The 13,282-nt window shown below is 62.8% G+C and carries 11 protein-coding genes; all 11 read right to left on the bottom strand.

The features are described from left to right. Positions 1–5: 5 nt before the first annotated feature. The 11 genes from VES88_04900 to VES88_04850 are packed head-to-tail and all read right to left on the bottom strand — an operon-like array spanning position 6 to position 13,280. Complete coding sequence (locus VES88_04900) at positions 6–977, bottom strand: radical SAM protein (protein ID HYN80818.1); 972 nt, start codon at positions 975–977, stop codon at positions 6–8. Continuing rightward, positions 978–2,684, bottom strand: a complete 1,707-nt coding sequence (gene hutU, locus VES88_04895; protein HYN80817.1) for a urocanate hydratase — start codon at positions 2,682–2,684, stop codon at positions 978–980. Then, positions 2,677–4,242: a histidine ammonia-lyase gene (gene hutH / locus VES88_04890; GenBank protein HYN80816.1), complete on the bottom strand. Its 1,566-nt coding sequence runs from the start codon at positions 4,240–4,242 to the stop codon at positions 2,677–2,679. Before hutH ends, hutU begins: the two co-directional genes overlap by 8 nt. A 49-nt stretch (positions 4,243–4,291) precedes the next feature. Further along, positions 4,292–5,302, bottom strand: a complete 1,011-nt coding sequence (locus tag VES88_04885; protein HYN80815.1) for a DUF1835 domain-containing protein — start codon at positions 5,300–5,302, stop codon at positions 4,292–4,294. A 4-nt stretch (positions 5,303–5,306) separates the two neighbouring features. Then, the gene (locus VES88_04880) at positions 5,307–8,264 is read right to left on the bottom strand and encodes a putative LPS assembly protein LptD (GenBank protein ID HYN80814.1); all 2,958 of its coding nucleotides are present in this window, start codon (positions 8,262–8,264) and stop codon (positions 5,307–5,309) included. Continuing rightward, positions 8,261–9,106 (bottom strand): twin-arginine translocase subunit TatC, encoded by an 846-nt coding sequence (gene tatC / locus VES88_04875; GenBank protein HYN80813.1) that lies wholly within the window; start codon positions 9,104–9,106, stop codon positions 8,261–8,263. The genes VES88_04880 and tatC overlap by 4 nt, the downstream gene beginning before the upstream one ends. Before the next feature lie 14 nt (positions 9,107–9,120). Further along, positions 9,121–9,933 (bottom strand): tol-pal system protein YbgF, encoded by an 813-nt coding sequence (gene ybgF / locus VES88_04870; protein HYN80812.1) that lies wholly within the window; start codon positions 9,931–9,933, stop codon positions 9,121–9,123. Positions 9,934–9,935: 2 nt separating this feature from the next. Continuing rightward, on the bottom strand, positions 9,936–10,523 hold the full coding sequence (locus VES88_04865) for an OmpA family protein (protein HYN80811.1): 588 nt from the start codon (positions 10,521–10,523) through the stop codon (positions 9,936–9,938). Positions 10,524–10,564: 41 nt separating this feature from the next. Next, a complete protein-coding gene (locus VES88_04860; protein ID HYN80810.1) occupies positions 10,565–12,193 on the bottom strand; it encodes a hypothetical protein in 1,629 nt (542 codons plus the stop codon). After that, on the bottom strand, positions 12,190–12,894 hold the full coding sequence (locus tag VES88_04855) for a TonB C-terminal domain-containing protein (GenBank protein ID HYN80809.1): 705 nt from the start codon (positions 12,892–12,894) through the stop codon (positions 12,190–12,192). The genes VES88_04860 and VES88_04855 overlap by 4 nt, the downstream gene beginning before the upstream one ends. Beyond that, positions 12,894–13,280 (bottom strand): biopolymer transporter ExbD, encoded by a 387-nt coding sequence (locus VES88_04850; protein HYN80808.1) that lies wholly within the window; start codon positions 13,278–13,280, stop codon positions 12,894–12,896. Before VES88_04850 ends, VES88_04855 begins: the two co-directional genes overlap by 1 nt. Positions 13,281–13,282: the final 2 nt, after the last annotated feature.

Genomic DNA, 13,282 nt, shown 5'->3' with positions numbered 1-13,282 from the left:
GACAGTCAGGCGAGGACGTCGCGGATGCGCGACAGCCTCAGCGGCGCCTGTGCTTCTCCGCGGCACGCGTAGTAGCATGCGTTGCACGCGATCGGCTCATACTTCCTGAATTCGGTCCAGTGAAAATCACTGGGAAAATCGGGACAGCGCTTCACGTGACCGGTAGGATCCACGTGAATCGTCCGCATTCCGGAGCGGCACGGCTCGTTCATCTCGCCCCGCACGTAGCGCGGAATGTTCTCCAGGTAGTAGTCGGAATTGCTGATGACGCCGCGGTGCCGCTTCTTGAATTCGAGCAGGGCGGCTGTCACTGCTTCCAGGTCGGCGATTCGATCGCCGTCGATTATTCCGGACCGATCGCCGTTCTTCGAGTCGCTGTACGAGCTGAAGTTCACTCCGCACCCCAACTCACGCGCGAAATGTGCGATTGGAAGAATCTGGTCCAGGTTGGATTCCTTGATGACGGTGTTGAATCTGACGCTGTCGATTCCCATCGCGCGCATCCGTGGAATCACGTCGAATATTCTGGCGCTCAGTCCGGGAATTCCACGGGCGCGATCATGGCGCTCATCGAGATAGTCGAGCGAGATGTTGAACTGATGAATGCCCGCATTCCAGAGCGACCGCGCGCGCTCCGCGGTCAGCATCCCACCGTGCGTGAGCAGGGTCGAGTACTGCACTGAAACCGCCGCGTTGACGCCCGCGACAATGTCCTCGAGGTCCCGCCTCAATGTCGGCTCGCCACCCGTATACGTGATCATCATCGGATTGAAGAATCGCGCTGCATCGGTGAAGCTCTTCACCTCGCCCGCGCGCGCCGACGGGCTGGTCTTCCAGTAGTCGCAGAAACCGCAGCACGCGTTGCATCGGAGCGTCACCTCGAAGTGCACGAGCACCGGCTTCCGGATCGCTGTCAGCCACGCGTACTTGCAGAGAAATACCGGGACGTGCCAGGGGCGGAATTTGCTCGAGAGCATCTACCGCCCGAGCGGTATGCGAATGCTGTGCTGCTCCGCGGTTTTGATTGCTTCCTCGTATCCCGCGTCGGCATGCCTCGCTACACCGAGGCCGGGATCGTTCGTGAGCACGCGCTCGAGTCGCTCGCGCATCTCTGGTGAGCCATCCGCGACGATCACCTGACCCGCATGAAGCGAGTTGCCGATCCCAACCCCTCCGCCGTGATGGAACGACACCCAAGAGGCACCACTCGCGACGTTGAGCATCGCGTTGAGAATTGCCCAGTCGGCAATTGCATCGCTTCCATCGCGCATCCCCTCGGTCTCGCGGAACGGCGACGCCACGCTCCCCGTATCGAGATGATCGCGTCCGATGACAATGGGCGCGGAGACCTCGCCCGAAGCGACGAGATCATTCAGCGCAACACCGAACCGCGCGCGCTCGCCCTGCCCCAGCCAGCAGATTCTCGCCGGCAGGCCCTGGAACGCGATCTTGTCACGGGCGAGCGTGATCCAGCGGCGAAGGTGCTCATCCCCGGGAAAGAGCTCCAGCACGAGCTCGTCAGTTCTCGCGATGTCACGCGGGTCTCCCGACAGTGCAACCCAGCGGAACGGACCCTTCCCCTCGCAGAAGAGCGGCCTGATGTACTCCGGCACGAAGCCCGGGATCTCGAACGCCCTGGCGACACCGGCATCGAACGCAACGGTTCGGATATTGTTCCCGTAATCAAAAGCGATCGCACCCATGCCTTGCAGCTCGAGCATCGCTTCGACGTGAACAACCGCCGAGGCCGTCGAGAGCTGCACGTACCTCGCGGGGTCCGCAGCGCGAAGCGCCAGCGCCTCGTTGTGCGGCATTCCGGCCGGCACGTATCCGTTCAGCATATCGTGCGCGCTCGTCTGGTCGGTGAGCACGTCAGGGACGATGCCGCGGCTAGCGAGCTGGGGAAGGACGTCAGCCGCGTTTCCTACCAGACCGATTGAAAGAGGCGCGGCACTTTTTCGCGCGGTTTCGACCCAGCCGAGCGCCTCGTCCAGGCTCGAGCTCTTCCGGTCGAGGTAGCCGGTAGCGAGACGCTTCTCGATCCTCGACTCATCAACCTCGATCGCGAGCATCACCGCCCCGCTCATCGTCGCCGCGAGTGGCTGCGCTCCGCCCATTCCACCGAGGCCGGCGGTCAGCACGAATCGGCCCGCCAGTGATCCGCCGAAATGCTTCCGCGCAACTGAGCCAAGAGTCTCGTAGGTGCCCTGCACGATTCCCTGCGATCCGATGTAGATCCAGGATCCGGCCGTCATCTGGCCGTACATGATGAGCCCTTTTCTTTCGAGCTCGCGGAAGTAGTCCCACGTCGCCCAGCGCCCGACGAGATTGCTGTTCGCAATCAGTACCCTCGGCGCGCTTCTATGAGTGCGAAACACTCCAACCGGCTTGCCGCTCTGAACGATCAGCGTCTCGTCGTCGGCAAGCTGCCGCAGCTCGTGGACTATGGAGTCGAAAGACTCCCAGTTGCGGGCGGCCTTGCCCGTGCCGCCGTAGACAACGAGATCCTGCGGCCGCTCGGCTACGTCGGGGTCGAGGTTGTTCATCAGCATCCGCAGCGCGGCTTCCTGCTGCCATCCCTTGCAGGAGATCGCGCTCCCGCGGGGGGCCCGGACCGTCGCTCGCTTCGTTCCTGCTCCGGAATTCACCGCGCTGCCTGCATCACTCGCCATCACATCAGTCATGAGCCGGCGCTCTCCCCGCGAACCAGCCAGAGGCGACTGCAACGGCGAGCGCCTCGATGTCGGGCGTGAGGACACGGTCGATACCCAGCGGCGCGACGCGAGACCTCACTGTCTCATGCGCCCGGATTACACCGCGGCCGGGCTTGAGAGGAGCGCGAAAATCGATAGCCTGTGCCGCGCACATGAGCTCGATGGCAAGAATCCGCTGCACATTGGCCACGACGCGGCGCGCCTTCCACGCCGCGCCCATCGCCATTGGGACGACATCCTCCCGATTGCCATCCGTTGGAATCGTATCCACGCTCGCGGGATGCGAAAGCACCTTGCACTCACTCGCGAGCGCGGCCGCTGTCACCTGTGCCATCATGAAACCGGAATGGACTCCGGGCTCTTTGCTGAGAAACGCAGGCAGGCCCTGATTGAAATCAGGATGCACGAGCCTGTCGATTCGTCGCTCCGACATGGTCGCGACGTTGGTCATGACGATCGCGAGAAAATCGAGCGCGCTTGCAACAGCAAGCCCGTGGAAGTTTCCCCCGCTCAATACGTCCCCGTTCTCGAAGACGAGCGGATTGTCGGTCGCTGCGTTCAGCTCGCGGCTCACGATTCCCTGTATCCACTCGAGAGCGTCCAGAACCGGCCCGTGAACCTGCGGCATGCAGCGCAGAGCGTACGCGTCCTGAACGCGTGGATCCCCCAGGCGATGGGATTCCCTGAGCTCGCTGTCCTCCAGCAGACTGAGGAGAAGCTCCGCAGACCGCGCCTGCCCGGTCTGGCCGCGCGCCTCCTGAATCCGCGGGTCGAACGGTACTGGCGTGCCGAGCAGGGCCTCGAGCGACATTGCGCCGGCGACGTGCGCGGTCTGCCAGATGACGCGAGCATCAGTAACCGCGAGCGCTGCAATGCCGGTGTGCGCCTGGGTTCCATTGATCAGCGTTATCCCTTCTTTTGGTCCAAGCACGACAGGCGCGAGTCCGAACCGCCTGAGAGTCTCCGCTGCGTTGCCACTCGAGCGCGGCGCCTCTGACGTGCCGAGCGAGTGCCAGCTGCGATGGTACAGCGTTCCTTCACCGATCATTGCGACACCGAGTGCCGCAAGCGGGGCAAGATCGCCGCTCGCTCCGACGCTGCCCTGCTCCGGTACCGGAGGATAGAGTCCGGCGTTGAGCATTCCGAGCAGCAGATCGACGAGGTCCGGTCTCGCGCCGGAATACCCTTTTGCGAGAACGTTCGAGCGAAGGAGCATCATCGCCCTTACTTCGCGCTCGGGAAGCAGCGGTCCGACGCCGGCCGAGTGGCTCCGCACGAGATTCACCTGGAGCTCGGACAGGCGATCGCGGGGAATCGCGACCTCCGACAGCTTGCCGAATCCGGTGGTCACGCCGTACACCACGTCACCGCGCTCGACGATCCCGGCAACGACATCGCGAGTGCGGAGCATGCGCGCGCGAGCACTGTTCGCCAGACTGACTTTCGCGGAATCCACCGCCACGGCGCGAACGTCGTCCAGCGTCAGACTCCCACCATCAAGCGTGACCATTTTCGTCGCGTGGTTCATGCAGCTCCAGTATCGGTCACGGCCGCGTTGACGATCACGCTGAAGCGGGTCACGCGCCGGCTGACTCGATCACTCGACGCGAGTCGCCGTCCCACCGCCAGCGTGCGTTGCTGCCATCCAGGTGAACTCCTCCGAGCCAGCGGTCTGTCCCACCCAGTTCGATCCAGTCCTGCTTGCCCGCCAACACTCCTCTCGCTGCGTCGGTTAGAACCAGCTCCGCATCGCGAAACTGACGCGCCTGAGCCTCGGTTTGGGGTGCGGTTACGCGTTCCCCCGAGGGATATACCACCAGCGGAGTGGCGCCGCGACTCAGCCGCTCGATGTACGACGCTGCGCTCGAGTCCCCGCAGTATATCCGCTCCTCGCGCTCCCCGGCGTAGCGGAATGTTTCCTCGAATCGGGAATTGCCTTCAGAGAGCCCCTCGAGCAGCTGTTGTTCCGACCGCGAGAGACCGTTGCGGGTCGACGGAAGCTCTTCGAGCAAACGCCACATGGCACCTTCGAGGAACTGAAGATCAGCCGTTCCCACTTCGAGGAGTGCGACAATGTCGGTTGGATCAGGCGAAGTGAATGCGCGCCACGCAGCCTGTCCGAGGCTGAGCATTTCCGGCATAACGGGTTTTCGCTCTTCGAGGAGCACGGGAAAACGCTCGACCAGAAGATTCCCCAGATATCCGGCGAACGATACGTGCTCGATCGGCGGCAGCTTCGCTGTTCCGAGACTCGCCGCGCGGTGACCGATGGTGTGCAGTACCTGAATCAGCTGAAGCTGGTCGTAGAGATCCCACTCGAACCAGAGAACAACCCGCTCGAATTCGGCGAATCGCTCGAACAGCGTGTCGCGGTCAACGAATGACTGCGCAAGGTCGCTGAACTCTTCCGCGCCGGCTGATGCGAGGTAGGCCGCACGGACGTGGCTCAGCTCGGCAAGCGAGAGATCCCGGGGGACCGGGCCGTCGTGAAGAACGTCACGCCACGACAGTATCTCGCCGTCGATACCCGCTTCCCGCATCAGCTCAGCGGCGCAATCGCCGTTGGTGACATGGAGCGCGCCGCTCAAACTGCTATTGTCCCGGCTGCCGGTATGTCGCCTTGTCGTAGTTGAACTTGATGTCCGGCTGGGCGTTCAACGCAATGAAGAAATTGAATGCGAAGTTTCCGTTGGGTCCCCGCGTGAACGCGAAGATCGATCGCCAGTCATGCAGCTGACGCTGCAGTGTCACCGACTGACTGGCGAACTGCCGCGCGTTGAAGTCGTATGTCGTGCCCCATTGCGCTGACCACTTCGGCGTGATGTTGAAGCTCATCTGCGAAGTCAGATATTCACGTGCCGGTTGTCTGATGAATGGTGCACCCGCCGTGATTCGCCCGATTGGAACCGCGCCTACGGGATTGGTCTGCTGCTGGAGCACGCACGTCTCGTATTGCAGCGGGCTGCCTGCGTAGATCGCGCAAAGCCTGCCAGGGTCCTCATCTACAACCTGTCCGCCAACGGGCGGGCGCTGCCTCACCTGCGAAAACGTAAATGAAGCCTGCCAGCCTTTCGTCTGCGGCAGAGCGTACTGCTGGTTGCGGACGGCGGATCCGGCCATCGGTGTCGAAGCGAGACGCTGCGTCATCGCATCGTCCTGACTGGGCTCGAGTCGCTCCACCTGCGGAGCGCCCTGCGGTACTGCCTTCCCGAAAATGCGGGTGAGCGCCGCAAAGATTCCCGACTGGTTGTTGACCGAGAAAGAGAAATTCATCCCTGTCCGGAATGGTTTGAAGAGGGCAGTATCGCTGAGCACGCTACCCTGGAAGAGCGAGTAGTCCACGCCGAGCCGGAATCCAGGCAACAGGTCCGAGGTTACGTCGTAGTTGAAGTAATCGTTAGCGAACCCTGACCTTCCCGTCTTTCGCTTGCGCTCGAAATCGTAGGTGAGAGGACTGAACCGGAGCGACATGAGCTTGACCTTGCGCGCATCGGCCGTTGAGCTCGTGTCGCTGGACTTCATCTTCGCTTCGAGATCCTGCGAGAGCGAGAGTGTGACCTGCTGCTGCGCGAGGCTGCCCACGTAGTCGCGAGGCGACATGTTGAGCGCCGCGAGATACTCGCGGCTGACTGTCGCCGCCGGAGAGTATTGAAACGTCAAGCCCGGAGTAACGGAGTGGCGGAACCGTGAGATCCCGCCAATACCGGGAAAGAGACCGAAAATGGTGGGCGCTGACGTCAGTGAATAGCTGACGCGCTTCGACTGATGGACGTATCTCCCGCCCGTCTGCTCGGTGCGCACCCAGAACCCGTGCGGATCCACGTTCGAGATGCCGATACTCGGCGAGATCTTGAAGGAGTTCCTGAACAGCGTCGGAAGGCCAAACGAAGAGTTCCAGTCGATCTCGGTGCTGAACGTTCGCGCGAAAACGCGATCGACCTTGATGGTCGGGTCGTCCTGATCGATGATCGGAATGCGAACCGGAGCGTTGTTCTCCTGGTCGGCGATGCGGAACGAATTCGTCAGCGTGAAGCCGAAGATTTTGATCGGCGATTCGATCGACATGTTCGTGACGCGGGCGTCGGTTTCCAGCTGGGCGCTGTCGCGGACGCCGTTGCGCTCGGAAAAGCGGAATCCGAATTCACCGATCTGAGGAACCTTGAACTGCTGTTGATTCGAGACGTTGAGCGACGGTGTCCATTCAAGCCAGCGGGTAACTCCGATGGTCGGCGTTGATATGCTGAAGTTCGGAAAATTCTGAGTGACTTCGTCGCGGCCCGGATACTGCCTGCGGTCTCCTCCAATCGAGAACGACGCTGGCCCGAATTGCTGCTGGTAGTTCACTCGACTCTGAATAGTAGCCAGAACCTGACGCGGATCGAACGTCGTCTGCCTCTGAATTACGGTATTGGTTGCGTAGTTCAGATCCATCGTCAGATGGGTCGTCTGCGAAAAATCCTGCTGGTGCCCCCATGAGTACTGCGTGTTTCCGGAGCCATCTCGCTGCGCCAGCTTCGACACCGCGAACCTGCCGGTGAGAAAGCGGTTGAGCCAGCGGTAGCGCCATTCGCCATTGACGCGAACCCACCCGGGGTCACCCGGCGACGAGTTCGAGCCGCTTCTCCAGTCGAGCGATACCTGAGCATCCGAGTAATCGCTGAACGCGAAATAGTAGCCGAGGTTCTCGAGGTGCCGCCGGTACGTCGGGCTGTTGCGGAAGATCTCGCTGACCCCGAAGCGCGGCGTGAGAATTCCGCTGCGGCGTCCCGAGCGAATGTCCTGGAAGATGAAGGGCAGCCACATCACGGGGACATCGCCGATGTAAAGCACAGCCGGACGCGCGACCATCAAGCTTCGGGAGATCATCTTGATCTGCTTCGACTTGAAATGATAATCGGGCAGCGAATCGTCGCAGCTCGTGATCGTACCGTTTCGGACGTAAAACGCCGTCTGCCGGCCGCGACTGGTATCCGCCACGAAAACCGCTCTGGGGGCTTTGACGATCCACTGCTCGCCGGATTCCAGCACGGTGCTGATATTCGTCACGCTGCCGCGGTGCGCCTCGATGTCGTATCTGAGCTCACCCCGGGAGACAACGTCCGCTGCATTCTGGGTCGGGTCGCGCAGAATCAGCGTGTCGCCGCGAGCGACGACAAGTTTGGTCGAATCGTTGTAGACAATCGTGTCGCCGACGAGCAGCGTCACCCCACGTCCCACCGCCGCCGGCTCTCCTTCGATGTAAAGAGTTCGCGCCTTCGCGTCGAACCGCACACGCACTCCCTGGTAGCGCGTTGAGGAGTGGCCCGGCCTTGCCATGAGCGCGGTGGCAGTCGAGTCGAGCTCGGTCCACTTGATGAGATCGCGAAGCTTCGTCGAATCGGCCTTCGTCGAATCAATACCCACTGCCGGGGTGACTCCCGGACGAGGTGCGGGCGCCGGTGGTGGCGGAGCGGGGCGAGGGACCTGGCCAACGGCGGGGACGGCCAAGCCGATCAGCACAACGCCCACAAGAGACAACGCGAAAACAAACTGCGTGCGGTCTAGCCTCATGCGTTCGCGCCCAGCCGCCGCGGCTCACGTCCGACTGTGTCGGCTGGTGGCTCTCGGCGCGCCCGAAGCAGCTCTTCACGCTCCTCGGCTTCCCTGCGTCGCCGCCGACGCGTGACCATGAACGACAGCCCGACGCCCAGCTCGTAGAGCAGATAAAGGGGGATCGCCAGCGCCAGCAGGGTCGTCGGACTGCCGTCGGGGGTGATGAACGCCGAGACGACCACCGTGCCGACAATTGCATGGCGACGGAATCGTGTCAGGAGCTGCGGCTGAATGATTCCGAGCGTTGACAGCATCAGAATCCCGATCGGCAGCTGAAACGCCACGCCGAACGCCAGCATCATGCTGAACGCGAAGCCGAAGTACTGCTTCGCCTCGATCATCGGCGTGAGTGACGCCGATTCGAACCCCATGAAGAACTTCAGCGTGAACGGCATGACGATGAAGTAGCAGAGCGCAACGCCGCACAGAAAGAGGAAGATCATTCCAAGAAGCACTGGAACGATGATCCGCTTCTCGTGCGCGTGAAGCGCCGGAGCGAAGAAACCCCACAGCTGGTATCCGATCACCGGCGTTGCAAACAGGATCCCGAGGATAAACGATGCGGTCAACACGATCGAGAACGACGTGCCGGGGTGAGTGAAGACCAGCTGGCTCCCTCGCAGATATGGCTCGATCGGCCGCGCCAGCAGAGCCACGACGTCGAAGCCGCCCTGAGACAGCACCGTGAACGAGAGAACGATGCCGACAACGATTGTCCCGACTATCCAGAACAAACGATGCCTCAGCTCCTCGAGGTGATCGAGGAAGGGCATCTCGGTGTCGGCAGCCGTTCGCGGCACCTTCGTGCGTCCCCTTATGACATCCCGCGCAGGCGTTCCCGCGCCAGTGCGGCCTCGTCCGACTCCGGAAACAGTCGGATGACTTCGTTGAAGGTCCGCCGCGCGGTAGTCGTCCTTCCCGCCTTCTGCTGAGCCACACCACGCTTGTAGAGCGCTGTCGCAGCCCGCAGCGAGGTTGGGTACTTCCTCACGACTGTCGCGTACGCCGAATCGGCGGCCGCTGCTTTTCCTTCCCCGGCCAGCGCCTCGGCCAGAAAGAACTGGGCGTCCGCGGCAAGCTCGGAGTCGGGATGCTTGCTGATCAGATCGGCGAACGCCGCCCGTGCAGCACTGAATCCGCCGCGGGCGAGCTGATCGCGGCCCAGCTGAAACAGCTCGTTGGGACCCGGCTCGTCTACAACCGGCGGAGTGGAATCCGGAGCGGACGGAGTGGCTTGTGGCGAGGCGTTTGTGACCGGCGGCGCCGTTCGGTTCCGCTGCTCGAGCGCCGCGCGCATCTCCCGCACGCTCTGTTGACTTTGTCCGCTTGCTTCCTGCACCTGCAACACGCGATTGCCGAGATCCCGCAGGCCGCTCTGTGATTCCGCGCGCACGCGCGTCAGACGCGTGTTGATTTCGGCGAGTGTATCCGTGACTGCCCGCAACGTGCTCAGCAGCTGCACCATCTGCATCGCGCGAACCGAATCGACCGTGGCCGTTTCGGCTCGCACCGTGGCGATCTCGTCGCGAAGCTGATCGATATCAGACCTCGAGGCGAAGCAGCCGGCTGTTGCCAGGGAACAGAAAAGCACAATCGGCGCGAACGCGGCCGATCTCCAACGGTACATCGCTACCCCCCGCTGAGTATCTCGAATTCCGCGCGCCGGTTGAGTGCGTAGGCTTCCTGCGTCTGCCCCTGCACCGCCGGGCGCTCTTCGCCGAATGTCACAATCTCCATTCTCCCCTCGTCCACGCCCAGCGCCGCGAGATATCGCTTGGTTTCCGCCGCGCGTCGGAGGCCCAGAGCGAGGTTGTACTCGTCGGAGCCCTGCGAATCGGTATGACCGACGATTCTGATACGCATGTCGGGATGCCGCAGGATAACCGGCGCCTTCGCTTCCACCGCCGCCCGCCCATCGTCCGTCAGAACCGACTCGTCGAGATCGAAGTATATAGTAGCGGCGAGAGCCGTTCGCTCGCGCTCATTCACGGGCGCGCTGGTCGCCGGCCCCGCTGCCGCCGCCGCTGCCGCCGCGGCGGCTGCGGCCGCCCGGGCTGCCTCCACCCGTGCAAGGGAGTCCAGCCTGGCTTGCTCACGCAAGAGGCTGTCGGTGTTGATGCGACGCGGAGCCGGCCGCTCGGGAGTCCTGCGGCGGCATCCGCCGATAGCGATTGCAAAGACGACTGCGACGATTGCGATTCGGGTGAGAGTTGGCATTGGTATGGGATTGGGTGAGTTGCGCATGATTCCTGACATCACTAACGATTCAACATCGCTGACCATGCCGCGAGTCGTGCACCCGCATTATACGTCAGCTGACGGAACCGGCCGGACTCCGTATCCAACACCCAGATCTGCTTCGACCCACCGCGAGTCGATGACAGTACGAGATGACGGCCGTCTGGCGCCCACGAAGGGCCTTCGTTTTCACCTTCGCTCGTGAGACGCCGCGGCTCCTTGTCGCGGATGTTTATCACCCACACCTGAAAGTCGCCATTTTGCTGCTCGAACGCGACGGTCCTGCCGTCCGGCGACCAGTCCGGGGCCGTGCGGTACGTTCGCACTCCCGGTATGAAAGGAGTGAGCAGCTGCAGGTTTGTCCCGTCGGCGTCCATCGTGTATACCTCGGGGAATCGCGAGCGTGCGGAGATGAAAGCGATCTGACGGCCGTCAGGGCTGAAGGTCGGCGACTGATTGTCGCTGCCGCGCCCGAAGGTCAGCCGCTGCGGGGACATTGATCCGTTCGCGGCGTCTGCGCTAACCATCAGCAGGTCGGTGCCCGACTCGTTGCCACTGGAGTAGACGATGTATCTGCCGTCCTGCGAGTAAACCGGGGTGATGTTGAGCCCGGTGGGACTCATTGCGCGCGTCAAGCCCGTCTCGAGGTCGAGCTGCTCAATCTGAGTTCCCGCATTGCTCATTCGCGAGTACACGATTCTCCGGCCGCTGTTATGCCATGCCGGCGACATTGCGGTCCCGCGTCCGGTTACCGCCTTGTCGTTCGCACCATCGCTGTCGACGATCCGGATCATGCCATTGTGCACGTAGGCAATTCGAGTGGCCGCAATTCCGCGCTTGCCGGTGATCCAGCTCTCTACCTCGTCGCTGACGCGATGAATGCTCATGCGTTCGTTGTCCGCCGCGGCTATGCGCGCCTGGGCATCGGCGCGAATGAGCCGCTCGGCACCGCTCGACATCGCCAGCGCAACCGAGTCGCGACGGTCATTTTCCCAGCGAGCCTGGCCGCGCCTGGTGTACGCGGTCGCCGCAGAATCTCGACGCAGAGAATCGCGCACGACGAAGCGCCGCGGACGCGGATCCTTTCTCACGGGCGGGCGGCGCATGATCGCCGCGCGCGTCCGCAACACTCTCGTCACCGAGTCTCGCAGCGCCTTCTCCCGTTGCGTCGTCTCGGCGGTGACGGAGTCCCGAATGGCGTCATCGCGGACAGGCGGTACGACGGCCACGGGAAAATCGCGCGCTTCGACCCGGCGTTTGCCCGCGACGTCGTACAATGCCACTCGCAGCCCGCCGCTAGCCGTTCGTCGCGGATGGATAATCGCGGCCGCGCCCAGCGTACTGAACAGCTCGTAGTTCGGCTCCTGCCCCGCCGCGGGCGTTATCCCTGCCAGGGTCATCGCGTCGAGTGGAATCGGCGAGACGCGGTCGCTGTAGTCGAGATCGCGCTGGATGATTGCCCTGACTGAATCACCCGGAGTACTGTCGACGGGCAGCACGATCACGCGTGGAATCGTGCCGCGTGGATAGCTCAACCCGAGGCGAACGCCGGGCGCGGTGGCAGTGGTATCCTGGGCACGAAGGTTTTCGGGACTGGCGAGCGCGGCGAGACACGCGCAGATCGCGGCGAAGTAGAAGCGTGAACTCATCTCAACACACGGGGGTCAAAGCTGAAAACAACGGGGAGCACATCGTCGGGGAAGCCGTCGGGGAGTCGTCCAAAGTTCGGCCCCGCTGATTCGATCGCGCCCTGGGCCTCGAGATCGAACGCGTAGGCTCCCGAGCGCTTCACGAAGCGCACGATCTTCACCGAGCCATCACGATATATCAGAAACATCACTTCTGCGCGTAGCGCGGAGTTCGTGTCACTCGGCTTGAAGTTGAGCGCGATTTGCCGGACGATGTTGTTTAGGTACCCTGGGAAGGGGAAATCGATTCCCTCGGTTTGAACCGTCGCGACGTCGGTGCCCTTCCCGCCAATCGGCCCGCCGCCGGCCTTTGGCGCGGCCGTCTTCGGCACTGGCGTCGCCGCGGGAGGCACCGGAGTCGATCGCGCAGCGGTTTTTTTCGCGACTCGCTTGGTGAGCGGTATCGCGCGCTCTGTTGGTTTCGGAGGCGCAACCGGCGCAGCGGCCGGTGGCGGCGTGACCGGTGCGGGCTCGGGCGTCACCTCTCCAATCGCACGCTCACCGGGAGGCGCGGCGACGATGTCCACCTTGTAGATCGGCGGTAATGCCTCCATCGGCTGCCCGCGCGACGCGATGAACGCGAGCGCGACCGCCGAGAGGTGAAGCACGACGGACATTCCGAGCGGGCCGCCGAACTGAACAGGCTGTCTCCGCGCCCGCACTATCTCTCCACCTCAGGCTCGGCTACGAGGCCGACGTCGGCAATGCCGCTGGCACGCATCACTGCAAGCACCTGCACAACCGAGCCATATGGCACTCCAGCATCCGCTCGCAAATAAATCCCTTCTCGTCCGCGCTCCGAGGCGAGCGCTTTGAAGCTCGCCCGGAATTCCGCAAAGCTCAGGTTCGCATCTTCGATGTGAATCCGTCCGCCCCTGTCCACTGTCACGACCAGGCCACTCTTCGGCTCGAGCGGACGCGCCTCCGCTTTCGGCAGCGTCACGTCGACGCCGCCCTGCATGATTGGAGCGGTGATCATGAAAATCACCATCAGAAGCATCATCACGTCAATTAGACTCACGACGTTTATCTCAGCGTTCAGTTGCATTC

This window comes from Gemmatimonadaceae bacterium (assembly GCA_035633115.1).
In the GTDB taxonomy this organism is placed as follows: domain Bacteria; phylum Gemmatimonadota; class Gemmatimonadetes; order Gemmatimonadales; family Gemmatimonadaceae; genus UBA4720.
The sequence above is the reverse complement of the archived record's forward strand: the minus strand, read 5'-3'. Positions and strand labels throughout refer to the sequence as shown.

What these genes read in the sequence shown, in the direction of transcription:
- VES88_04900 (HYN80818.1), bottom strand. Translation starts at nt 977, where the DNA reads ATGCTCTCGAGCAAATTCCGCCCCTGGCACGTCCCGGTATTTCTCTGC.
- hutU (HYN80817.1), bottom strand. Translation starts at nt 2,684, where the DNA reads ATGACTGATGTGATGGCGAGTGATGCAGGCAGCGCGGTGAATTCCGGA.
- hutH (HYN80816.1), bottom strand. Translation starts at nt 4,242, where the DNA reads ATGAACCACGCGACGAAAATGGTCACGCTTGATGGTGGGAGTCTGACG.
- VES88_04880 (HYN80814.1), bottom strand. Translation starts at nt 8,264, where the DNA reads ATGAGGCTAGACCGCACGCAGTTTGTTTTCGCGTTGTCTCTTGTGGGC.
- ybgF (HYN80812.1), bottom strand. Translation starts at nt 9,933, where the DNA reads ATGTACCGTTGGAGATCGGCCGCGTTCGCGCCGATTGTGCTTTTCTGT.
- VES88_04865 (HYN80811.1), bottom strand. Translation starts at nt 10,523, where the DNA reads ATGCCAACTCTCACCCGAATCGCAATCGTCGCAGTCGTCTTTGCAATC.
- VES88_04860 (HYN80810.1), bottom strand. Translation starts at nt 12,193, where the DNA reads ATGAGTTCACGCTTCTACTTCGCCGCGATCTGCGCGTGTCTCGCCGCG.
- VES88_04850 (HYN80808.1), bottom strand. Translation starts at nt 13,280, where the DNA reads ATGCAACTGAACGCTGAGATAAACGTCGTGAGTCTAATTGACGTGATG.